This is a genomic window from Microcoleus sp. Aus8_D2 (assembly GCF_036702665.1).
In the GTDB taxonomy this organism is placed as follows: Bacteria; Cyanobacteriota; Cyanobacteriia; order Cyanobacteriales; family Microcoleaceae; genus Microcoleus.
The window spans coordinates 213671-237802 of record NZ_JAUBUN010000006.1; the positions used below are offsets into that span (position 1 = coordinate 213671).

Annotated in this window: 12 protein-coding genes; 3 read left to right on the forward strand and 9 right to left on the reverse strand. The window is 46.3% G+C overall.

Annotated features, from left to right (window positions below; all coding sequences use genetic code 11):
- Positions 1-145: 145 nt before the first annotated feature.
- From QUB64_RS07290 to QUB64_RS07300, 3 genes are all read right to left on the reverse strand, one after another.
- Positions 146-4183, reverse strand: a complete 4038-nt coding sequence (locus QUB64_RS07290) for a non-ribosomal peptide synthetase (RefSeq protein ID WP_333267265.1) — start codon at positions 4181-4183, stop codon at positions 146-148.
- Between the two features lie 177 nt (positions 4184-4360).
- Positions 4361-9280: an amino acid adenylation domain-containing protein gene (locus QUB64_RS07295; RefSeq protein ID WP_333267267.1), complete on the reverse strand. Its 4920-nt coding sequence runs from the start codon at positions 9278-9280 to the stop codon at positions 4361-4363.
- Positions 9277-12612 (reverse strand): non-ribosomal peptide synthetase, encoded by a 3336-nt coding sequence (locus tag QUB64_RS07300; protein WP_333267269.1) that lies wholly within the window; start codon positions 12610-12612, stop codon positions 9277-9279. Before QUB64_RS07300 ends, QUB64_RS07295 begins: the two co-directional genes overlap by 4 nt.
- A 190-nt stretch (positions 12613-12802) precedes the next feature.
- Here QUB64_RS07300 and QUB64_RS07305 point away from each other — a divergent pair, with 190 nt between their 5' ends.
- Both QUB64_RS07305 and QUB64_RS07310 read left to right on the forward strand, forming a co-directional pair.
- Positions 12803-12934 carry a hypothetical protein gene (locus QUB64_RS07305; RefSeq protein ID WP_333267271.1) on the forward strand — a complete coding sequence of 44 codons (132 nt, stop codon included), beginning with the start codon at positions 12803-12805 and terminating at the stop codon, positions 12932-12934.
- Positions 12935-13147: 213 nt separating this feature from the next.
- Complete coding sequence (locus QUB64_RS07310) at positions 13148-14923, forward strand: DMT family transporter (protein WP_333267273.1); 1776 nt, start codon at positions 13148-13150, stop codon at positions 14921-14923.
- Positions 14924-15311: 388 nt separating this feature from the next.
- Here QUB64_RS07310 and QUB64_RS07315 read toward each other — a convergent pair whose 3' ends face one another.
- The 5 genes from QUB64_RS07315 to QUB64_RS07335 all read right to left on the reverse strand — a co-directional run bounded on the left by QUB64_RS07315 (position 15312) and on the right by QUB64_RS07335 (position 20640).
- Complete coding sequence (locus QUB64_RS07315) at positions 15312-17339, reverse strand: bifunctional serine/threonine-protein kinase/formylglycine-generating enzyme family protein (RefSeq protein WP_333267275.1); 2028 nt, start codon at positions 17337-17339, stop codon at positions 15312-15314.
- Between the two features lie 561 nt (positions 17340-17900).
- Positions 17901-18941 carry a DMT family transporter gene (locus QUB64_RS07320; RefSeq protein WP_333267277.1) on the reverse strand — a complete coding sequence of 347 codons (1041 nt, stop codon included), beginning with the start codon at positions 18939-18941 and terminating at the stop codon, positions 17901-17903.
- A 178-nt stretch (positions 18942-19119) separates the two neighbouring features.
- A complete protein-coding gene (locus QUB64_RS07325) occupies positions 19120-19470 on the reverse strand; it encodes a cupin domain-containing protein (RefSeq protein ID WP_333267280.1) in 351 nt (116 codons plus the stop codon).
- Positions 19471-19488: 18 nt separating this feature from the next.
- Positions 19489-20193, reverse strand: a complete 705-nt coding sequence (locus tag QUB64_RS07330) for a DUF4079 domain-containing protein (protein WP_333267282.1) — start codon at positions 20191-20193, stop codon at positions 19489-19491.
- A gap of 69 nt (positions 20194-20262) precedes the next feature.
- Complete coding sequence (locus QUB64_RS07335; RefSeq protein WP_333267284.1) at positions 20263-20640, reverse strand: hypothetical protein; 378 nt, start codon at positions 20638-20640, stop codon at positions 20263-20265.
- A 127-nt stretch (positions 20641-20767) separates the two neighbouring features.
- On the opposite strand from QUB64_RS07335, the gene QUB64_RS07340 reads away from it, so the two are divergent.
- Positions 20768-21643, forward strand: a complete 876-nt coding sequence (locus QUB64_RS07340; RefSeq protein WP_333267286.1) for a LysR family transcriptional regulator — start codon at positions 20768-20770, stop codon at positions 21641-21643.
- A gap of 549 nt (positions 21644-22192) precedes the next feature.
- On the opposite strand, the gene QUB64_RS07345 is transcribed toward QUB64_RS07340, so the two are convergent.
- Positions 22193-23779 carry an NAD(P)H-quinone oxidoreductase subunit 4 gene (locus QUB64_RS07345; protein ID WP_333267288.1) on the reverse strand — a complete coding sequence of 529 codons (1587 nt, stop codon included), beginning with the start codon at positions 23777-23779 and terminating at the stop codon, positions 22193-22195.
- Positions 23780-24132: the final 353 nt, after the last annotated feature.

Sequence of the window (24132 nt, forward strand, 5' to 3'; positions counted from 1 at the left end):
ACTACGAACGGTTCTTAGGTTCGTAGTAAGGACTTCAGTCCTCTCTTTTTTTGCGGACTAAAGTCCTCACTACGAACGGTTCTTAGGTTCGTAGTAAGGACTTCAGTCCTCTCTTTTTTTGCGGACTAAAGTCCTCACTACGAACCTAATCAATTATTTCCTTCTCCAAGCAAAGCATTAGCTGTCGAGCTAGCACCTCAACATAGGGTTTTCTCAACATAGTAAGGTGATTCCCAGGAACTCGAATCACCTCTACTTGTTCCGTCGTTAAATCCCTCCAGCCCAGAGTCGGATCTTGATGGTTCGTGCTGAGATTTTCGCCGGATCTAAACAGAGTAATTCGGTGCGGATAAATTTTCGGTACATAGCTGAGAGTTGCTTGACTGTTAGCCTGAAATACAGTAAACATTGAGGGAATTGCCAGCTCGCGCCATTTGTTTTGGTTTGACTCCTGAGATAAGATGCTCACCATAACGGCCTGTTTCCAATTCCAACCCTGCCAAAACTTAGCTACCCAATTCAGCAGCTTATTTAATTTAGGAAACCGCGCAGCTATACCGCTAAATTGCACATTTTCCGCAGCAGCCACCAAGCGAAAATAATCGACTACAAAAGGCCAGATAGAGCGCGAAACAGTAGTCAAAATAAACTTGCAACTGTCCCAAACAGAAGGTTTGTTAGCAGCAACCGGCGCTAAAGTATCGATCACCGCCAGCATTGCCACTTCTTCGCCGGCTCCGAGCAATTGTTGAGCCATCTCAAAAGCCACTAAACCTCCAAAAGACCAACCTCCTAAAAAATAAGGGCCTTGTGGTTGAACAGTCCGCAAGGCTGCAATGTAGTCAGCCGCCATATCTTCAATGCGAGTTAAGGGAGCAATTTCGCCGTCGATTCCCTTTGGTTGCAGCCCGTAAAACGGTTGATTTTCTCCTAACCCAAATGCTAGTTCGCAATAAGGAAATACGACGCCAAAGATGGGATGGACGCAGAAAAAAGGCGGATTTTTACCGCCAGGTTTAATTGCGACTAAAGGCGACCATTCTCCAGAATTTGTTCCTGAATCTAGCAAATCTGCTAAACCTTCTATTGTGGGATTTAAGAACAAAGACGATAGCGGTAACTCGCGGTTAAATTGCTGGTTAACCTCCTTAATCAGGCGAATTGTCAGCAGGGAATCTCCACCCAAATCGAAGAAGTTGTCGCGAATTCCCACAGGCTCGGTGTTGAGGATTTCCGACCAAATTTTGGCGAGGGTTGATTCGGTTGGCGTGCGAGGTGCAATGCAGCTTTTATCTGTTGCATTGCTAGTGAGATTCTCCGGTGTTTTTAGGCGCAGGCGATCGATTTTGCCGTTGGGAGTTAGGGGCAGAAATGCGATCGCCACAAAGGCATGGGGAATCATATAGTCGGGCAGCTTTTGCTTGAGGAAATTACGCATTTCCAAGGGATTGAGCGCCCGATCGCGATCGCTGACAACATAAGCAACTAGGCGCTGGTTTCCCGATACATCAGCTTCCGCCACCACGGCTGTTGCTTTGACTGCTGGATGCTCCACCAGCAGCGCTTCAATCTCTCCTAATTCTATGCGATAGCCGCGAATTTTTACCTGTGCGTCGGTGCGGGCTAAAAACTCAATATTGCGATCGGGTAAATAGCGAGCTAAGTCACCTGTTTTGTAAATTCGTTCTCCGGCTTTCTCGCTAAACGGATGAGGAATAAAGCGCTGGGCGGTTAATTCCGGGCGGTTGAGGTAGCCTCGGGCTACACCAGCACCGCCGACGTACAATTCACCGGGAATTCCCACGGGTACGGGCTGTAAATTTTCATCTAAAATATAGAGTTGCGTGTTGGCAATTGGGCGGCCGATTGGGGGTTTTTGGTGATAGCCAATTTCGGCAAAACTCGACCAAACAGTCGCCTCTGTAGGGCCGTAAGCGTTAAAAAACCTGCGTCCAAAAGCCCAGCGTTTCACCACATCCGAGGAACAAGATTCGCCAGCACATATAATTCTTTGCAGTGCGGGAAGTTCGGCGTCTGGAAGCACAGCTAGCAGCGAAGGCGGGAAGGTAGCGTGGGTAATAGCATTGTCCTGCAAAAAATCGATTAATGTTTGTCCGGGTAACAAAGATTCTTTGCGGGCGCAGTAAAGTGTGGCTCCGCTTCCCAAGGCCATGACAATCTCAAAAATCGAGGCATCAAAACTCAAGGATGCGAATTGCAAAACGCGGTGATTTGAGTTTAAGTGAAAAGCTTCTTTTTGAGCTAAAGCTAAATTGTAAAGTCCGCGATGTTCGATTAAAACGCCTTTGGGTTTTCCGGTTGAACCGGATGTATAAATTACATAAGCCAGGTTTTCTGGTAGGATATTTAAAGTTAAGTTTTGTGGGCTTTCTCGGGCGATATTGTCTCCGTCGGAGTCCAAACAAACGAGTGCATATTCTGGCGCAGTTAAGTTTTTTGCTAAGTGCTGCTGAGTTACCAAAATCGACACGCCAGCATCTGCTAACATGAATTTGAGGCGCTGTTGAGGATAATTTGGATCTAAAGGGAGGTAGGCGGCGCCTGCTTTGATAATGCCTAAAATTCCGACGATCGCCTCTAAAGAACGTTCGACACAAATGCCGACTAAAACTTCTGGTTTGGCTCCCAATTGCTGCAAGTAGCGTGCGAGTTGGTTGGCTTGGCTGTTGAGTTGGCGGTAGGTTAATTGCTGGTTTTCAAAGACGGCGGCGACAGCATCGGGCGATCGCGCGACTTGCTCTGCAAATAGCTGCGGGAAACACTGATTTTGCGGATAATCTCTGTGGGTGTCATTCCAATCGATTAATAATTGCAGGGATTCTGGCGCTGTCAGCAAAGCCAAGTCGCTGAGGCGCTGTTTGGGATTAGCAACAATCGCTGACAGCAGCGTTTGAAAATGTCCCGCCATCCGCGCAATGGTGGCGCGATCGAATAAGTCGGTGCTGTAAATAAATTGCCCGTGAATGCTGCCTGCATCTTCCCACAAGTTGCACTCTAAATCCAGCTTGGCGCTTCCGGTGTCAAAGTCTATCGCCCTCAGGGCGATTCCCGGCAATTCTAGCGCTGCTACAGGAGTGTTTTGCAGGCTGAAACTAATTTGAAACAGGGGATTGCGGCTCAATTCGCGATCGGGGTGCAATTCCTCCACCAGCTTCTCAAACGGCAAATCTTGGTGCGCGTAGGCTGTCATGGCGGCGTTTTTTACCCGATGCAATAGTTCCTGAAACGTCGGGTTTCCCGATAAGTCGGCGCGCAGCACCAAACTGTTGACAAAAAAACCGATTAATGCTTCGATTTCGCTGCGGTTGCGATTGGCGATCGGCGTTCCTACTGCAATATCAACTTGTCCTGTATAGCGGTAGAGCAAAGTTTGAAAAGCAGCCAGCAAGGTGATAAATAAAGTCGCGCCTTCTTGCTGGCTCAGCGACTTTATTGAGTTACTTAAAGCGGCAGAAAGTGCGATCGACTCTTTGGCGCCCCGGTAGGAGGGAACCGCCGGCCTTTGTCTGTCTGTCGGTAGATCGATCGCAGTAATTCCGCTTAACTGCTGGCGCCAATAAGCTAATTGGGTTGCTAACACTTCGCCCTGCAAATATTGGTGCTGCCATTCTGCAAAGTCGGCGTATTGCAAGGGAAGTGCTGCGAGGGGCGATCGCCCGTTTTTTACAAATGCCGTGTAGAGCGTTCCCAGCTCTCGAATTAGCACTCCCATCGACCAACCATCAGCCACAATATGATGCAAATTCAGCAACAATATATATTCGGTTTCACTCAGTTTTAACAGCGTTACTTTGAATAACGGCCCGGTGGCTAAATCGAAAGGGCTTTGTGCGGCATCAATTGCGAGTTGCAGCGCTGCGGTTTCTTGCTGAGTTGGCGATAGATTTTGTAAGTCGATTGTGGGGAGAGATACCGCGAGCATCGGAGCAATAATTTGCACGATTTCGCCTTCCAACATCGCAAAAGTAGTGCGCAAACTTTCGTGTCGCCGCACAATTTCGTTGAAGGTTTGCTCTAAGGCTCTTAAGTTGAGGGAACCTGTTAAGTAAAGTGCGGTTGAAACATTGTAGAAAGGATTGTCCGGTGCTAATTGATTGAGGAACCACAGCCGCTGCTGAGCAAACGATGCGGGAAATACGAAAACTTCTGTTTCTTGCTGCATATTTCAATCATGTTCAGATAATATCATATCCGATTGTTAGTCGCTAATCAAAAGGTTCGTAGTAAGGACTTTAGTCCTATTTCTAAAAGATAAAATCGCGCTCGAAAGGTTCGTAGTAAGGACTTTAGTCCTCGGGGGAAAGGACTAAAGTCCTCACTACGAACCTTTTTATTTATTTTATTGATTCAAAGATGATAGCTTCCGCCGCCGGCTATCCCGCGAAATCGGCACTAAAGCCGGAACTTCACTTTTAGCATTATTATCCTTTAAACTCTCCACAACCTCAGCTAATTCTCCGATTGTCGGTGCTTCAAAAACGCTACGCAAAGGTAACTCTATCCCGAAAGCATCTCGCACTCTCGAAACAAGCTGAGTCGCCAGCAGCGAATGGCCTCCCAATTCAAAGAAATTGTCGCGGGTACCCACTCGCTTGATTCCCAAAACCTCCGCCCAAATTTTGACTAAAATTTGCTCGATCGCAGTTTGAGGCGCAAGATAACCGCCAGCCCATTCTAACTTAACCGGCTCTGGTGCGGGTAAAGCGAGGCGATCGACCTTTCCGTTAGCCGTCACCGGTAGCGACTCCAGCACCACAAAAGCCGACGGAATCATATAATCAGGCAGTTTTTCGGTTAGATAAGCCTGCAACTGCGGCACTAATTTGCGCGCTGCTTTCCCTTGTAAGGGATTGTTAGCATAAGAGCGCCAAGGAAGCAAGTTATCGCCTGCGATCGATCGCACAAAATTTCGAGTTTCGCCCCGGGAAAACACTACATCATAGCGCCCGTCACTGTCGGAATCAGACCAAGCAATACTAACATTATATGGAACTTCCAAAGCATACCAAGCTTCTGGATCTACTCCTAAATTATCAACTTTTTCCAAAGCTTTGTGCAACTGGGCTGCGGTGGCAAATTTATCGGCAACTGACAGCAATTCTGCTGTTTTCACCGCAGCAGTTACCCGTGCATTCGGCACCTTAGCAATTGTTAAAACATCGAGTTGATTTTCTAATAATATTTGTTGCACCTTTGTCACAGTCAGATTCTGATTTTCCGCCAACCAATCGAGCCGTTGCGATGCCTTCTCAATCTCTGGTTTTTCTGAAAAATCAGAGTCACTTCTTAGCCCCCCTTCATAAGGGGGGTTGGGGGGATCTTTCTCGGGCGCAATATGCAGAATTGCATTGTACCGAAAATTAGTTAACTCATTGTGGTAACTACCGCGAATTAATTGAATTTCTACGCCGCCAATCTGCGGAAATTGGTGCTGTAAGGCGCTAAAAAAATCTGGGTGAATGACTAACTCTGTTTCTTGAAACATTTGCATTTGTACTCGCTGCTGCAACTGTTCGCCAGCGACACTCGGTTCGGCTTGATGCAGTTGTACCGAAGCGTGGAAAGCAGCCAGCAGCGGCAAACTGCGCGCATCTCCGATGAAAATAAAGCCGCCGGGAGCAGTTGCTTTCACGGCACCTTCTAGCACTTGCACGAGATAGTCGATATTCGGGAAATACTGCACTACCGAATTGAGAATTACCGCGTCAAACGCGGCTGTTTCTATTCCGGTAAAGTCAGCAGCCATTTTTTGATGCAGCGTTACATTAGCTAACTGTTGATTTCCTAAGTGCTGTTGAATGTAGTTAATCGAAATTGGGGAAAAATCTGTGGCACAATATTGAGTGCAGTGAGGTGCAATTTGAAACAGCATTAAGCCTGTACCGCAGCCAATTTCTAAGACTCGTTGCGGCTGCAAAGCTAAAATTTGCGCGGCTTGATTGTGCGCCCATTCGCGCACCTGTGCCGCTGGGATTGGCTGATTGGTATAACTGCTATTCCAGCCGACAATATTAAACGTTGGATCTGACTCGGCGGCAGGTTGATTGTAGGTTTCATTGTAGAGCATTTGCCACTGCGAAACCTGTTCTGCTTGCAATTCCCTAATTTGCTCGGTTTCGCTGGCGCTGCTGTATTCTGGATTCAGGGCTATATAAGCTACTAAACGTTTATTTTCTTGTCCATCTTCTGAAGTCGTTACTACAGTGTGCTGCACCGCTGGATGTTGAGTTAAAACTGTTTCGATCTCGCCTAATTCGATGCGGAAACCGCGAATTTTTACTTGTTCGTCAATGCGTCCTAAAAATTCTAAGTTGTAGTCGGCTCGGTAGCGCACTAAGTCGCCAGTTTTGTAAATTCGCTCTCGTGAATTTGGTTGAAAAGGATTGGGAATAAAGCTGGCTGCGGTTAAATCGGGGCGGTTGAGATAGCCGCGAGCGAGTCCGTTTCCGCCGATGTACAATTCGCCGACAACGCCTGCGGGTACCGGTTGCAAATATTTGTCTAATATGTATGCTTGAGTATTCGCGATCTGGCGGCCAATTGTGGGGGCGATGTCTGCTTCTGTTGCGGGAATATAACCGGAAGTTGCGACGACTGTATTTTCGGTGGGGCCGTAATTATTTACCAGCTTAAATGGATGGGATTTGAGAGGATGTTGTTGCAATTTTTCGCCGCCTGTGAGGAGGATTCGCAATGCTGTTGTTGGAGGCCAATCTAATCGCAAGAGTTGCGAGGCTAACGGTGTCGGTACAAAGCTAATCGCGATCGCATTTGAGATCAACCAGTTTTGCAGTTTTTCGGGATCTCGCCGGATATCGTCTTCGGGAAAGTAGATGCTACATCCGGCGGCGAGATACGGCCAAATTTCCCAGCCGCAAGCATCAAAGCCGATCGCAGCAATTTGCGTAGCCCGATCGCCCGCTGACACTCCAAACTCTCTTTGATGCCAAAAAATCAGATTTAACAGGCTCCCGCGCTCAATTTCCACCGCTTTCGGCTTTCCGGTGGAGCCGGAGGTATAAATCGCGTAAGCCCGATTTGCGGCTGTGACGGCGCTAGTCGGATTGTCGGCGCTTTCTTGGGAAATCGTCACCCAGTCTGTGTCTAGACAAACAACTCTGGGATGGTGAATTCGATCGTCTGACTGTGTTTCTAAATCTTGCACTTCGCCATCATCCGCCAGGGAATCAATTCCCTGGCTCATAGCACAAGTCGGCTCAAGCCGACTAGAAACTTCTGCTGTTTCAGTCGTCTTGAGACGACTTTCGCTATAAGACAGGGGTTTCAACCCCTGGCTGGTAAGCAATACTGACACTTGAGCATCTGCGATCGTAAAGTGCGATCGCTCAACCGGATTGCTTGGATCTAAAATCAGATAAGCTCCCCCCGCTTTCAGTACAGCCAACATCCCGACAATTAGCTCGATCGATCGCCCGCAGTAAAGCCCGACTAAAACTTCCGCCCCCACCCCGATTTTTTGCAAGTAACGTGCTAGTTGATTGCTGCGGAGATTCAGCTCTCCATAGGTGATTTGCTCCTCTGCAAATACCAGCGCCACTGCATCCGGCGTTTGCGAGGCGTGAAGTTCAAAAAGCTGGTGCACGCACAAATCTTGCGGATAATTAACCGCAGTTTTGTTGCACTCAAATAACAAATAATCGCGCTCTTCCTCGCTCATATATTGCAAGTGGGCGATGCGCTCTTCGGGATTTGCGACAATACTTTCTAACAAGGTTTGAAAATGCCCAATCATTCTCGAAATAGTCGCTTCATCGAATAAATCGGCGCTGTAAATCATCATCCCGCTAATGCCTTCGGAAGTGTCAACCCAGAGCTTGTTGCTGGGCGATTTGTTGCTTTCCGAGCTGTTGGGCGATCGCTCCCACAAATGCAATTCTAAGTCAAACCGGGCTGTTTGCACGTCTAACTGCTGCGGGCTGAAGGTTAATTCTGGCAATTCCAACGGCTGTGCGGGCGCGTTTTGCAGCGCAAAAGCTACCTGAAATAAGGGATTTTGGTTCAGCGCGCGATCGGGGTGCAATTCTTCTACTAACTTCTCAAACGGCAAATCTTGGTGAGCGTAAGCTCCTAATGCGACTTGTTTGACTCGGTTTAAAAGTTCCAGAAAAGTGGGATTTCCCGAGCAGTCTGTCCGCAGCACCAAACTGTTGACAAAGAAACCGATTAATGCTTCGATTTCGCTGCGGTTGCGATTGGCGATCGGCGAACCGACAACAATATCTGATTGCTGCGCGTAATGGTAAAGCAACGTTTGAAAAGCTGCCAGCAATGTCATAAACAGCGTCACTCCTTGGCGCTGGCTCAACATTTCCAAAGCCTCGCTGAGCGGTTTTGGCAGTTGCAAAAGCAGCCGTTTTCCTCGATAACTTTGAACTGCGGGGCGGGGCCGATCCGCAGGCAAATTTAACATCGAAATGCCGTTTAACTGCTGTCGCCAGTAAGCAAGCTGCGTTTCTAAAACTTCGCCTTGCAGCCATTGGCGCTGCCATTTTGCAAAATCAGCGTACTGCACCGACAACTCGGGTAAAGGCGAAGGTTTTCCGATCGCAAAAGCCGTATAAATTGCGCCTAATTCCTGAATTAGCACTCCGATCGACCAACCGTCGGAGACAATGTGGTGCATATTCAGCATCAGCAAATATTCGCGATCGTCTAACTGCAATAATGTCACGCGCAGCAACAAATCTGTTAACAGATTGAAAGGGCGTTCAGCTTCCTTAGCCGTGAGCCGATTTGCTTCAGCTTGGCGAGATTCCTCGGGAAACTTTCGCAAGTCAAATACATAAATCGGCACGTGAAAAGCCGCAGCTATTCTCTGCACGGGTTCGCCCGCCACCACTGCTAAATTCGTCCGCAAAGCTTCGTGACGGCGCACAATTTCATTGAAGGTTTGTTGCAGCGCCGGAAAGTAGAGCGCGCCCGTCACGCGCAAGGCGGCGGGAACATTATAAAAAGGATTGTTCGGCACTAATTGGTCGAGAAACCACAACCGCTGCTGTGCAAAGGACAGCGGTAGATTTCCGTCGCGCTCGATCGGAACGATCGGTGCCAAAGTAAAATTAGAAGTACGATTAGCTGCTTGTAAAAATGAAATGATTTCGGCTTTTTTCTCAGATATTTCGGCGCGCAATTCCGGCGTAATAATTCCTTCAGGAGCGTTGCAGCGCAGGCGCTCACCTTCCACAAAAATATTAATATCTAGACTGCGAAGGTAAGAGATAAATTCAACTATATTCAAAATTCCACCTCTTCTCTAGTATCTACGCTCTGGTTGGTAGTCGTTTGATTTTTAGCAGCCCAGCGCACTGTTTCAATGTATTTTGCCAGACTGGCCACTGTCGGCGCTTCAAACAAATTGCTGACAGGTAATTCGACTTGCAAAGCGTCTCGGATGCGAGAAATTAACTGCGTTGCTAGCAGGGAATGCCCGCCTAGTTCAAAGAAATTATCGTAGATACTAACTTGCTGTTTTCCCAAAACTTTAGCCCAAATTTTCGCCAGCACCTCTTCGATCTCATTCCGAGGTTCTACATAATTTACTGTTAGATCCTCGCTGTCTGTATCTATCTTAGGTAATACCCCGCGGTCAACTTTGCCGTTGGGTGTCAGCGGCATGGACTCCAACACTGTATAAGTTGCAGGTACCATATATCCTGGTAACTTTTGTTTCAATAATTGGCGCAAGTCACTTGATTTGAGATTGGGAGTTTCTGAGTTTTGATTAATCCCGTCAGGAATAACGTAAGCTGCTAAATGTTTGTCGCCGGGGATGTCTTCTCTGACAATTACTGCGGCTTGGCTTACTTGTGGGTGTTGGCACAAAGCAGCTTCTATTTCGCCTAATTCGATGCGGTAGCCGCGAATTTTTACTTGGTTGTCAGCGCGGCCTAAAAACTCGATATTGCCGTCAACCCAATAGCGGCATAAATCGCCTGTTTTGTAAAGGTATGAATCTGGTTTGTTGCTAAAACGATCGCGAATGAATGCAGCAGCAGTTAAATCTGGGCGGTTGAGGTAGCCTCGCGCCAGCCCGTCGCCGCCGAGGTACAATTCGCCTGGAATGCCGATCGCCACTGGCTGCAAATCCGCATCCAGGAGATAAATCTGCGTATTGGCGATCGGGCGCCCGATGGGGAGAGATGTGGCGGTTTCCGGCACGTCTCGCACCGGATAATAAGCCGAAAATGTGGTATTTTCGGTAGGGCCGTAAACGTGAATTAATTGAGTATTTTCCACCTGTTTTAAAACTTTTTTCACGCATCTAATATCTGCAACTTCGCCGCCAAACAGCAAGCAGCGCAACGAATTAAAAGCTTGCGGTAAAACTCTGGCAATTTGTTGAAACAAAGCTGTAGTTAAAAATAAAATGGTAATTTGTTGTTGCCGCAATTCCAATGCTAAATCGTGAGGCGAAAGCGTAATATTTGTGCTAATTATGGCGAGTTGAGCGCCGTTGAGCAAGGCTCCCCAAATCTCGAAGGTGGCTGCATCGAATGAAGCGTTTGATGCTTGGGCAATTTTATCGCTGGGTGCTATTTCTATGTAGTTGGTGTTGAGTACCAGCCGATTTACTGCTTTGTGGGTGACAGCAACTCCCTTGGGTTTTCCGGTGGAGCCGGATGTGTAAATAACGTAAGCTAGGTTATCGGCTGTGACTGTGTTGGTGAGATTTTCTGTACTTTTTTGGGCGATTTGTTCCCAGTCGCGATCGCACTTAATAACCAAATGCGAGAAGTCTCGGAAATTTTCGCTCAATTTATCTTGAATTACCAAGACTTTGATTCCCGCATCTTCCAGCATCAAGTTTAGCCGATCGCGCGGATAGCTCGGATCTAACGGTAAATAAGCGCCTCCAGCCTTCAGTATACCCAGCATCCCGACAATAAGGTCGATCGATCTTTCGGCGCACAGCCCCACCAAAACCTCCGCCCCCACGCCTTGTTTTTGCAAATAGCGCGCCAATTGGTTGGCTTTACTGTTAAGTTCTTTGTAAGTCAAATGCTGGCTGTCGCAAGTTACGGCGACATCCTCCGAATGCTGCTCGACTTGCTCCTCAAATAACTGATGAATGCACTTATTTTGAGGGTAATCTGTGCGAGTATCGTTCCATTCTCGTAATAATTGATTCACTTCATCCTCGCTCAATAAAGGTAAGTTGGCAATTCCTTGTTCCGGATTCGCCACAATGCTTTCCAGCAGTGTTTTAAAATGTTTCAGCATTCGGGCGATCGTAATTTCATCAAATAAATCTGGATTGTAAACAGCTACGCCTCTGAGTCCTTCCGAATCTTGCCACTGTGCGCCGTACCTGCTGCGAAACTTATCCGCAGCTTCCCACAAATGCAGCTCTAAATCAAAGCGCGTGGTTTGAGTTTCTAAATGAAAAGAACTCAACTTTAATTCTGGCAATTCTAGCTCGTCCACAGGCGCATTTTGCAAGCCGAATACTACCTGAAACAGCGGGTGTCGGTTGAGCGATCGCTCTGGGTGCAATTCCTCGACGAGTTTCTCAAAAGGCAAATCTTGATGAGCGTAAGCTCCCAGGGTAACTTCCCGCACCCGCCCCAAAAAATCTCGAAATGTCGGGTTTCCCGAGCAGTCTGTTCGCAGCACTAAAGTATTGACAAAAAAGCCGATTAATGCTTCGATTTCGCTGCGGTTGCGATTGGCGATCGGCGAACCGACAACAATATCAGCTTGTCCTGTATAGCGGTACAGCAAAGTTTGAAATGCGGCGAGCAATGTCATAAATAAAGTCGCTCCCGCTCGCTGCGAAAGCTCTAGGAGCGAGTCTTGAAGCTTTTTAGGTAGTTCTAAATATTGAGTTTTTCCGCGATAATTTTGGCGAGCTGGTGCAGGGCGAGCGATCGGCAAATTTAACACCGAAATCCCGCGTAATTGCTGTCGCCAATAAGCTAGCTGAGTTTCTAATACTTCTCCTTGGAGCCATGCGCGCTGCCATTCGGCAAAGTCGGCATATTGCAGCGATAATTCTGGCAGGGGAGATGGTTGTCGGTTTATCAAAGCTGTATAAATAGCTTGTATTTCGCGAATTAGCACGCCGATCGACCAATCATCGGAGGCGATGTGGTGCATATTTAGCAACAGAACATGATCGCTATCTGTCAGCCGCAAAATAGTGACTCGCATCAGCGGGCCTGTGGATAAATTGAAAGGGCGAAGAGATTCGGCTGCGGTGATTTTTTGGGCTTCTGTTTGCCGTTGTTCTGGCGGCAAATCTTGCAGTTCTAATATTTGTAAATTAATCGGAGAATCGGGATAAATTATCTGCATTGGTTCGCCCGATACCGCTGCAAAAGTGGTGCGTAAAGTTTCGTGGCGCTGGACTATTTTGTTGAAGGTTTGCTCTAAGGCTGTTATGTTGAGGGAACCAGTTAAGCGCAGTGCTGTTACTACATTGTAGAAAGGGTTTTCCGGTGCGAATTGGTCGAGAAACCACAGGCGCTGTTGTGCAAATGATGCGGGAAAGACAAACACTTCGGCTTGGTCAGAAATATTCAGGTTTGGGCGATCGCCTGTAAAGGAATTGTCATAATTTTCGGAAACCATATCTGTTGCTCTCGGGGGATGGGATGTGTTAGTTTCTTGATGGCGCGGAGTGACAGATTGAGGGTGCGATCGCCTCTTAAAACTTTGGCGAGCAAAAGATCGAAACTTTTAATATCATAAATCCGGGTGCAAGAGTGTGGCAGAGACTTGGGCCCAGAAACCGGGTTTCTGACCGTTTAAGGCTCAAATTATGCCTTTAGGGGTGAGGAGTGTGGGCCCCACACTCAACTTTAGCTGTCGGGAAGGGGCGAGTCTGCTGGCGATGCGGGTGAGTTGGATGCGAGAATTACCCGGAGCAATCCGTGCAGAGGTCAAGCTGTAGTATGATTTCTAATTGCACAAAGTGTTCTTGGGGCGATTAAGAGCGGGATAGCTTCGCTTCACGCAATTTTCTCACATTTCTAGCTGAGCGACTACTATTGATTAAACAGTGTCCGCAATCTTTGAGAGCAACTCACTAGAACTTGCGACCTGATGCAGCCCACAATACTTAAGAACACTCTCTCGTGCAGTTTAAATTAGAGGTTATAGGCTAATGGCGAACCGGAACAAATACTCGCCAAAAGGCGACGCAGGGGATGCACAATCAGCAGAAGAAGTCCTCAACTCAGTGATGCAGGAACTTGACGCTTTGCATGAAAATGTCAAAGGCCAGTTAAATCAGGACATTACTCGGCTGCAAACTGAAAAAAATCACCTGATTGAAGATATTGAAGACCTCCGGGAGCAATATCGCAAATTGCAGTCTCAGCAAATGGAATCTCTGTCTGGGCGGTACATTCAGCAGCAGCAATTGTGGCTGAAGCAGTTGGCTCAAGTTTTGGCTCACAATTTGCAGGATTTGTTGGTGCAGCGGTTCAACGAACTCAGCGCTAACTCGGGACATTCTCTCAGCAGCCCGATTCCCAGTGGCGAATTCCCCATACCCATGCCGCCGAGCAACTACGACGAACGGGCCTCGGAGTTATTGGCGGCCCTGGATGAGCGGATCGATCGCAGTTTCCAAATGCTGGAACAAGATTTGAGCAGCTACGAAAGCGAGCTGTCCATGCGGCTCAACAACATGAAAACCCTAGAACTGCAAGGGGAAGAGCTGTTACAAAATCTAGTAAACCGCATCAGGGAAGAACTCGAAGAAGAAGAAGAATATCTTGACAATCCTTTCGATGCTCAAGATTCCTATCCCGAGCAATCAACTAATTCTGTTAATTCTGTCCGCCCGCAAGTTCTGTCGCCAACACCTGCGGATGCGCCGCGCCCAGCCGTTCCACAGCCATCAGCAGCGCCCACCGCAGCCACTAAAGTAACTTCTCAAGTGCAGGCTGGTTTGGTGCTGGCTCTGTCTTCGGCGGTGGTATTGTCGCTGTTTAATGTTTGTTTGAGAATTCTGATTAAAAGCAGAAATCCTCGGATGATTTTTGGCTTGTTTGAACTTGATGGGGTGGTGACTCGGGGTTTTGGAAATTCTCTGTTGATTTTGTTGATGCGGCTGATCGTGGTGATGGCTTTGATGCCGATATTGGCGACTTTTCTGTATCCGAATGTCTGGAAAGATCTTAAACGGTTGTTCCAGTCGGGCGATCGAGCTTTGTGGAGCAAGGTTTTAGGAAGCGCATTTTTTCTGTTTTTGTCTCAGGTTTTGATTTATCTGGCGATCGGCAATATTCCGGCGGGGATTGCGATTACGATTTTCTTTATTTACCCGATCGTCACCGTACTCGGTTCTTGGCTGTTGTTTGGCGCTCGCCCCAGTACGATCGGCTTTTTCGCGATCTCCGGGATTACCCTAGGTCTGATTTTAGCAGGGTGGCCGAGTTTTGCGGCGCCAGCTCCGGGCGGCGGCAATGTCGGGGTGGGAGTCGCGGCGGCACTGGCTTCTGGGATTACTTTTGCAGGTTACGTATTGCTGACGCAAATGGCCGCGGGCAAGCTGCACCCGATTCCTTTTAGTTTAGTTAATTTCGCCGCGATTTTTGTATTTTCCGCCCTGAGTTTGTGGGTGCCGCTGTCGGAAAATTTGGCTCCTCAAATCGACCAAAATGTTTGGCCTGGTTTGATTTGGGGAGGCGTTGTTTTAGGGGTACTGACGCTGTTTAGCTATCTTTTGAACAATTTTGCCATCCGGTTCGCGGGGGCGGCCTTAGCGTCAGTAATTGGCACTTTGGGGCCGGCGATGACCGCACTCTTCGGGTTTATAATTATCAATGAGAAGTTGCAGCCTGTGGCAATTCTGGGCATGGCTGTGGTGACGTTGAGCGTTGCTGCTATGAGTGTAGAACGCATGGTGGCTCCTCAGAAGAAGGCTACTTAAGTTCAGTTGACCGCTTGACAGTTGACCGCTTGACAGTTGATAGTTGACCGCTTGAGGGCACTTGACAAAGGAAGTCCGAGGATTGGAGTAATGAATCGTCTAATTTTAATTTCTCCCGATCGGGCTTTGGGCTTTCAACCAATTCTTTCTGGTAAAAACTGCTGTTTGTAGTGAGGACTTTAGTCCTCGGATTTAGAGGACTTTAGTCCTCACTACGAACCTGTTTTATAAAGTGTTTGTAGTGAGGACTAAAGTCCTCAGATTTTGATTACTAATTAAGCGTAAAATATGGCTCCGTAAAAAGCTTCCTTCTTCCTGATGACTACTGACTACTGACTACTGACTGCTGACTGCTGACTACTGACTACTGACTACTGACGAATTCTTATCAAACAACAGAAACAACAACTCGAAAACCCACAATACTAGCCTTGCAATCCGGCTGATATCTGAGGCGGCACGCGCTGCGACAATTCGGAGGATGATCGTTCCAAGAACCCCCGCGCAACAACCTCAGCGAAAAGTCGCCGCCAGACTCCCAAATGCTGCCATCAAGAGGCGCGCCGTTGTAATTATTGTGCCAAGAATCCGCGCACCATTCCCACACATTTCCGTGCAAATCGTACAATCCGAAAGCATTGGGTTTAAAACTGCCCACATCTGTAGTTTGAAAGCGATAAACTCCCTTCGGCGCATCAGCGTAATTAGAATTTCCGTTGTAATTTGCTAACTCGCTGGTAATCGTTTCCCCAAAGTGAAACGGCGTCGTAGTTTCCCCCCGACAAGCATATTCCCATTGGGCCTCGCTAGGCAAGCGATAATTCTTACCAGTTTTCCGAGAAAGTCTAGCGCAAAACTCCACCGCCTCGTACCAAGATACATTTTCGACAGGTCGATTTGCACCTTTAAAACGGGCAGCATCGGGATTGAGAAATATTTTAATTTCCGGCAGGCCTGCAACTGCTGTCCACTGTGCCTGAGTGACTGGAAATTTGCCAATATAGAAAGATGCTAAAGTTACTGAGTGCTCCGGTTTTTCGTCGCTGTCACCTCGATCTTTTGGGGTACCCATCAGGAAAGTACCGCCTGGAACCGATACCATTTCCATGACTGTACCGCTGCCGAGATGTTCTTCAAAAAAACGCGCTTTTCCACTCTTAAGATTAGTTGGCTGCCCGCGATTGTCTACTGTCACCACCGGAAAATCAAAAGTGCTTTTGACAGCAGCAATCCTTTGCAACACATTGTTTTGAGGCGGATTTGAGTGAGATTTTCCCCTCGGATTTACAGATATATTGCTGTTTGTTTGCCTGCTTTGATTGAGCGGAGCATTGATAGCAAGTTGTTCGGTCTCCGTCAGATAAGCATTTAGCGGAGGTAGAGCTGCCTTGGGCTGAGCAGAATTTAAAGTAAGTTGTCCGCCCTTCCCCAAATGGGGTTGTGGAGGTAAAGAATATAGATTTAAAGCTTTGATTACTTCATCAGCAGATTGATATCTATTTTTGAGATAATCTTCAATTAATTTATCTAAAATTTTTGCCAACTCGCTGCTGATTTTTGTACCCGCAGGCAAGCGTTCTCTCCAAATCCAGCCGCCATTTATCGGGTCGTAAAGGTCATCGGAACCGTCAACTTTTGGCAAACATTTAGTTAGCAGTCTCAGGCAAGTTATCCCCAAACTGTACAAATCGCTTCCCGGGAAAACTTGACCCCGCATTTGTTCCACAGGCGAATATCCGGGCGTTCCTACCGTCGTGCCTACTTTGGTCATCAGGGAGCCCGTCACTTGTTTGGAAACGCCGAAATCTATCAACACTAACTCTCGGAGCGCTCCCCTCCGAAAAGCAGAATTACGAAAATTTCCCGGCGATATAGATGAGTTAGGGGAAGTGCGGCGGCGGATGATATTCTCAAGTTTGATGTCTCGGTGAATAACATTGCGATCGTGCACAAATTTCAGAATCGGCAAAACATCTGCCAGCAACTGCCAAATTTTTTCTTCGCTAAAAACGCCCTGCTGAGTTAATTCAGCTAGTAAATTTTGCCCCTCAATCAATTCTTGTACTAAATAAAGCCGGTTGTCTTGTTCAAAATAAGCAATTAATCTAGGAATTTGGGGATGTTCGCCGAGTTCGTAAAGTCGTTTCGCTTCTTGCTTAAACAGTTCTGTAGCCTTTTCAAGTGCTGATGTTCCCTGAACTTGGGGCATAAACTGCTTGATGACGCAGGGATCGTCCATGCGATCGATATCTACCGCTTCATAAGTTCTGCCAAATCCCCCCTCGCCCAACAGTCGAATCACGCGGTAGCGGTTCCTGAATAGAGGCGTGAGGTCGGGCTGGCCGCAACTTTGACAAAATTTAGATTTGTCGGGATTGAAAGGATTAGAGCACCTTGGATTCGAGCAGTAGAACATATCTCTTCAGAGATGATCTGGTTAAAGTCATAATATACCTTTTCTGCCTGCTAATATTTATTTGACAGAGGAAAGTATCGTACAACTTGGCGATCGCCCAACGAAAAAGCATCGCACTCTCCGGAGCGCGATCGGGCTACAGACAAGAAGAGCTCGTACCGAATTGAAGAGCGATCGAGCCACTGGTAATTTTAAAATATTGGGTATAGAGTATTGCGAGCTAACGACTCGGTGAGCGTGGCCGCAAATATGACTGAAATACTGTCGCTTATTCGTACAGCTCTTGCCAAATATTTTATTGATACTGAAACCGCAGATGATTGCAGATAAACACAGATGAGCGCCGATTATTTTTAGAGAGTTTTGATTTTGGCAAAATGTCTAGTTTATTAGCCTTTCAGCTACTTAAAGATGCAGATAAAAATGACCTCAGAAACCCGGTTGACTCGTATATTTATCGTGAGGGTATAGCAAAACTCGTATAAATCGGGTTTCTAGCTACATATCGGTTAGCAATGAAACTCTCCGAAATATTGCGACTGAAAGATGCAGATAAAAATATTAAACTCCCCGGAAACCGATCGCCATTTCCATTGCATCGCGAGGACTGGGGTTAACTAATTCTCGATTTACCTTAGCCTCATATCGGTGGCCAATAAAAGCAAATATAATCCCGACGGATAATAAACTTCCCCCTAAATATTGAGCTAAAGTAGGAGATTCTCCTAAAATTAAATAAGCCATCACTATTGCTGCAATTGGGCTCACTAAATTGGCTAAATTTAGTTCCGTTGAAGTCGCATTTTTCAAAGCAGCGAACCAACATAATTGACCCGTGACGACAATAATCGCCGCATAGACGAGCATCCATTGCCACAGAAAAGGAGATAACACTTCTGCAAAATGGTTTGGTCCGTAAAGGAAATTAGCCAATAGGAAAAAAATCACCGTCCCTAGAATATTGCGATAAATGGTAAAAATTCCCAAGGGAATTGATTGTAATTGCAGTTTACCAACAACTGTCGAAATCGAACCAATGATAGCAGCGATCGCTACACAAATTTCTCCAGTTCCAATTTGAAATCCAGCCGTCGTTTGGCCTGAACTCCCTAAAAAAGCAGTGACTATCACCCCGGCTAAGGAAATCACAGAGCCTGCACTTGCCCAAAAATTGACCCGCAAACCCAACAGCAAAACACCCAATACCAGGGTTAAAATTGGTTCGATGCGCCCAATTAAAACGATATTGGTAACATTTGTCTGTCCCAGGGCATTAAAAATTAAGGCGGGAGCGATCGCCCCCGATAAAATACCTGTAACGGTTAAACTAATCCAATCTTTACGAGTCAGAGCTTTCAGAGTATTCGGTTTCCAGTCTTGATGAAAAATTACAGTCATTAACCCCAAAGCACAAATATTACCCACAAATAAGACATTGCAGAGTGAGATAGGATTTCTGCCATTTATAGCATGAGCTTGCCCAATTTCAACGATTTTACGAGTGATAGAACTAGAACTAGCAAAAATTAAAACAGCAATACTAAGATATATGCTGCTGGGAAGTCGAATTAAAAATTTATTGATTTTTTTTGCAATGTTCATAATTAGGACTTACGCATGGGTGGCCAGAAACCGGGTTTTTTGACGAAAATCTTTCGCAGTAGTCCGCAGATTAGGTAAAAAACCCGGTTTCTTTATCGGGAGTGCGATTTACAAAAATGTTGATAACTCATAAAAACTTGTTTGGATAATTAGGTAATTTATAAATATACAAATTAGCTTAGGGTGATGCCTTTTCATAGCCAATTTTGGGAGCAGAATAAATCGAGACAAACACAGCATCTTCACTATTCTCATTCACTGCCCCATGAATCTGATTTTTTTCTGCGATCGCAACTTCACCAGCATTCAAGCTTTGACTTTCACCATTGCCTAAATAATAAGTCAAATTGCCCCGGAGCATCACCCAAGTATCTTGTCCATCGGGGTGAGAATGAGCTTGCACAATTTGCCCAGGCTTGACTCCCCAAATAGCGATGCTAGAATTTTCCGTCTCAATAATCTGTGTCACCTTAGCGACTTTATCGGAAAAACGAACATAAGATTCTAAGGCCAAAATTCTGTCTTTCATGAGAATTAAATCACCCTTTTATTTTGGTTGAGGACAGGTTTTGTTGGTAAAGTCACATTGATAAATATAGTGTTCTTGCCAGTGGAGGGGAATCTCTAATAAATCTCTGGCACCAGTCATTCCCTGACCGATAAATAGCAGCAGAGCAAAACAATTGAGAATGATATGAACGGTGCGCCAGCGATTTTGTTTGTCCTGATAAATATTTTGGATAATCGTCAATGAAAAAATCATCAATAAAGCCGCTGTCATACCGTAGTAATAATGGGAAACAAACCATTCATTATCTCGACGATAAATTTCTGGCTGAAACCCTAAAACAATCAATCCCATGCCCGTCAAAGTGGCAAAAATGCCTCGCCAGAGTTTAACTCTTGCTTTAAATAGTAGCGTGAAAGAAGCAATGGTTAACAGGAAAATGGCGATGACAAACAAGACTCGGAAGGGTTCTTTAGTAAGGATGTCGTTACTGAGCATTTTTGAGAAGATGGGATAGGCCATTCCCAGTAGGGCAACGCCTACCACTGAGCCACTCAGCCAACTACCGATCGCAACGTGCTCGGAACCTACTACTGGCGGAATTTTACTTTTTTCCCCACCGGCAACTTGCAGGCGACGCTGACGGGTGAGTAGGGCGCGATTCACCACAACGCCGATTAAGGGAAAGACTACAGTAATGGCGATCGCCGGATGTAATAATGCAAAGATGTCTTGAAGTTCCATGTTACATATCCATTAATTATATAGATCGGGAATTGTCCCTTACTTAAAGTCAGCAAGGGAACAGGCAAATTACTTCACTTCAGCGGCGGGAAAAGTCGTTACTTTCCCTTGCTTCACAGCGACAACAACATCGTAGGTAGAACAGTAAGAGAAGGTAACATTGTTGGCTTTGTTGTAGAGATTGACCACCATGCCTGCTCCACCGGGTTGTACTCCTAAGGGTAATAAATCACCATAGAAAAATCGTCGCAATTGGTCGCCACTACCAACTTGTCCTTTACTTTTACTAATAATATCGATTTTTTGCTGAACGGTCATTTCCGGGGCGGCGATCGCCGTATTTTGGAATTTTGGCAAAAAGCTATGTACAGCTACGTCTCCCGCACTGATAGCACTAGCAATGGCTAGAGTAGCGAACAGAGGACTGAGGGATTTGAGTTTTAACATCTTTGTTTGTTCGTGAGAACGGTTGATGCGAATATCATGATCTATTTCAATTTTTTTGAGAAGGAGGCAGAATAGAATATGTTATATGCCATTTTGGAATAGGTGCTGTATGGATCGAATTGCCTGTATGCAGACTTTCGTTCGGGCGATCGAAATGAAGAGTTTTTCTGCGGTAGCGCGGGAACAACAGACGACGCAACCCACCATTAGCAAGCAAATCGCCGCTCTGGAAAAATATTTGGGGGTACAATTACTCACTCGTTCAACTACCAACTTGAGTTTGACCGAGGAGGGGAAAAAATACTATCAATACTGTCAGCAGATTTTGGAAACCGTGGCGGAAGCGGAGGCTAGTTTAAAAGAGAAAGAACGAGCAACAGGAATTTTACGATTGGGCTGTCCTGTGCTGTTTGGGCAAATGCAGATTGTCCCTCGTTTAAAAGCTTTTATGAAACGCTATCCCGATGTCAAGATCGATCTGATGATGGCGGATCATTTTGTGGACATTGTAGAGAATGGTTTAGACCTTTTGATCCGCATTGGAAATCATTTGGATAGTTCCTTGATTAGCCATCGCATCGGCACGACCCGCCGCGTCACAGTGGCAACAACAGGCTATTTTGAGCAAGCGGGAGAGCCCCAAACACCGGATGATTTAGTGGATCATGATTGTATTGTTTATACCCATCTGTCAACGGGGAATGAGTGGCATTTTTTAGGAACAGATGGCACTATTAAGGTGCGGGTTGGGGGCTGTTTTCAAACTAATAGTTCTGTGGCTATTCGAGCAGCAGTGTTATCGGGTTTGGGCGTTGCGGTGGCGCCAGTCTGGATGTTTGGTGATGAGATTTATCGGGGCGATCTCAAGGTTGTGTTGCAGGATTATCAGCCGACTCCCTTGCCAATTTATGCGGTGTATCGTCGCAGCCGCTTTTATCCGGCAAAAATAATGAGTTTTATTGATTTTTTAGCGGAAGAATTTAAGCTCGATGCCTGGGTTTGAGATTATGGGGTATTGCGATCGATCTATAACGGCTAAGATGAGTTCGTAAATATTCTTAACTCTAACTTTTCTAGCAAGTATAGAAACAAGAACAATGAAGGCTACACACTAATATTTTTTTAAAAAAAATTATAGAAATGTTGAGATTGTTTTATCAACTATTAGGTAAGGTGCGGATATGTGAGATTGTCGATTTTTAATTTATGGATTCAAAAATGGCGGCGCACCCTACGGCTACTTCTCTTTTTTCTGCGGACTGAAGTCCTCACTACGAACGAATTTATAAGGCTCGTAGTGAGGACTTTAGTCCTAGTTTTGATGCAGACTGAATTCCTCACTACGAACGAATTTATAAGGCTCGTAGTTTAGTCCTAGTTTTGATGCGGACTGAAGTCCTCACTACGAACGAATTTATAAGGCTCGTAGTGAGGACTTTAGTCCTAGTTTTGATGCGGACTGAAGTCCTCACTACGAACGAATTTATAAGGCTCGTAGTGAGGACTTTAGTCCTAGTTTTGATGCGGGCTGAAGTCCTCACTACTAACCTATTTACAACTTACTAGGTTCGATCGCCGGAGCGCGCAGAGACACTGTTGTATCGGCAGCAGCCTTAGCCACCAGAGCAGGCACAGAATCCCGCAATTTGGCAGTCAACTGTATAGTAGTCGCATCGTAAACTTGAGTGAGCATCTTTGGATACAAGCCAATGCCAATAATCGGCACTAACAGAGCCGCAATAATAAACACTTCTCGCGGTTCCGCATCCACCAATTCTTCGTGTTCCGACAATTCCTTGTTTTCCGGGCCGTAGAAGATTTCCCGCAGCATCGACAGCAGGTAAATCGGAGTCAAAATAACCCCGACAGCCGCCAAAAATACCACGCAAACTTTAAACACCGGATTGTAAGCATCGCTGGTTGCAAAACCTACAAATACCATTAATTCTGCTACAAAACCGCTCATTCCTGGCAAGGCCAAGGAAGCCATAGAGCAAGCAGTCCACATCGCGAAAACCTTCCGCATTTTCTTACCGACGCCGCCCATTTCGTCCAGCATGAGCGTGTGCGTGCGATCGTAAGTGCAGCCTACCATGAAGAACAAACTCGCGCCGATCAAACCGTGGGAAACCATTTGCAGCATGGCGCCGCTCGTTCCCAGATCGGTAAAGGAAGCTATCCCAATCAGCACAAACCCCATGTGGGAAATTGAAGAATAAGCAATTTTTCGCTTTAAATTGCGCTGAGCAAAAGAGGTTAAGGCGGCGTAAACAATGTTAACTACACCCAAAATTACTAAGAGTGGTGCGAAAGTAGCGTGAGCGTCGGGGAGCATTCCCGCATTCATCCGCAGCAAGGCGTAGCCGCCCATTTTTAGCAGAATTCCTGCTAGCAACATGTGGGCGGGTGCGGTTGCTTCGCCGTGGGCGTCAGGGAGCCAAGTGTGCAGGGGAAAAATTGGCAGTTTGACGCCGTAGGCTATTAAGAATCCTGCGTACAGGAGCAATTCTATATTGGGGGCGAATTCTTTGGCTGCGATCGCCCGCATATCGAAAGTCACGGTATCGCCGTAAAACGCCATCGTCAGCGCGCCCACCAAAATAAACAGCGAACCGCCTGCGGTGTACAGGATAAACTTAGTTGCTGCGTAGAGGCGCTTCTTCCCGCCCCAGATGGACAAAATCAGGTAAATCGGAACTAATTCTAGTTCCCAAACTAGGAAAAACAGCAACATATCCTGTACGGCAAAAACTGCGATTTGGCCGCCGTACATTGTCAGCATCAAAAAGTAAAATAGCTTCGGTTTAAATGTGACTGGCCAAGCTGCTAAAGTAGCCAGCGTAGTAATAAAACCAGTTAGCAAAATCAGCGGCATCGACAAACCGTCAGCACCCACCGACCAATTTAAATCGAGTTGCTGCACCCAAGTATAACTTTCAACCAGTTGCAAGTCTGGATTGCTGAAGTCGTACTGAGTGCAAAAAGCGTAAACAAGCAGGGCAAAATCGAGCAAACCTACAATTAGTGCATACCACCGCACCGTCTTGCCGTCCTTGTCGGGAATCAAAGGAATCAGCAGGGACGCAGCAATGGGAAACAGAATTGTTGTTGTTAACCACGGAAAATTAGCTGTATCCATTGCGTTTTAAAATTAGCCATCAATTATTAGGTTTAAACACATTTTGGCTATTTTGGTCTAAATTTTATATTTTTTTAATACGAAACAATTATTTTTGCAATGTTTGCGACGATTTGTGCGATCGCACAATTTGAGTTTAATGCAAGATTTATTTCTATTGGCTAATTGTCAATTCTGAGTTATTGAACTAATACTATTGCTTAAAATATTACTCGTTACCAGGCTATAAGCCTGGTAACGCCGATCCGGAGGCTCTGCCTCCTTATGCAAGAGCGAGGCAGAGCCTCTGGATATCGGTTCCCAGGCAGAGCCTGGGAACTAGGAGACGGCAGTGCCGTTTCCCTACGCGGGGG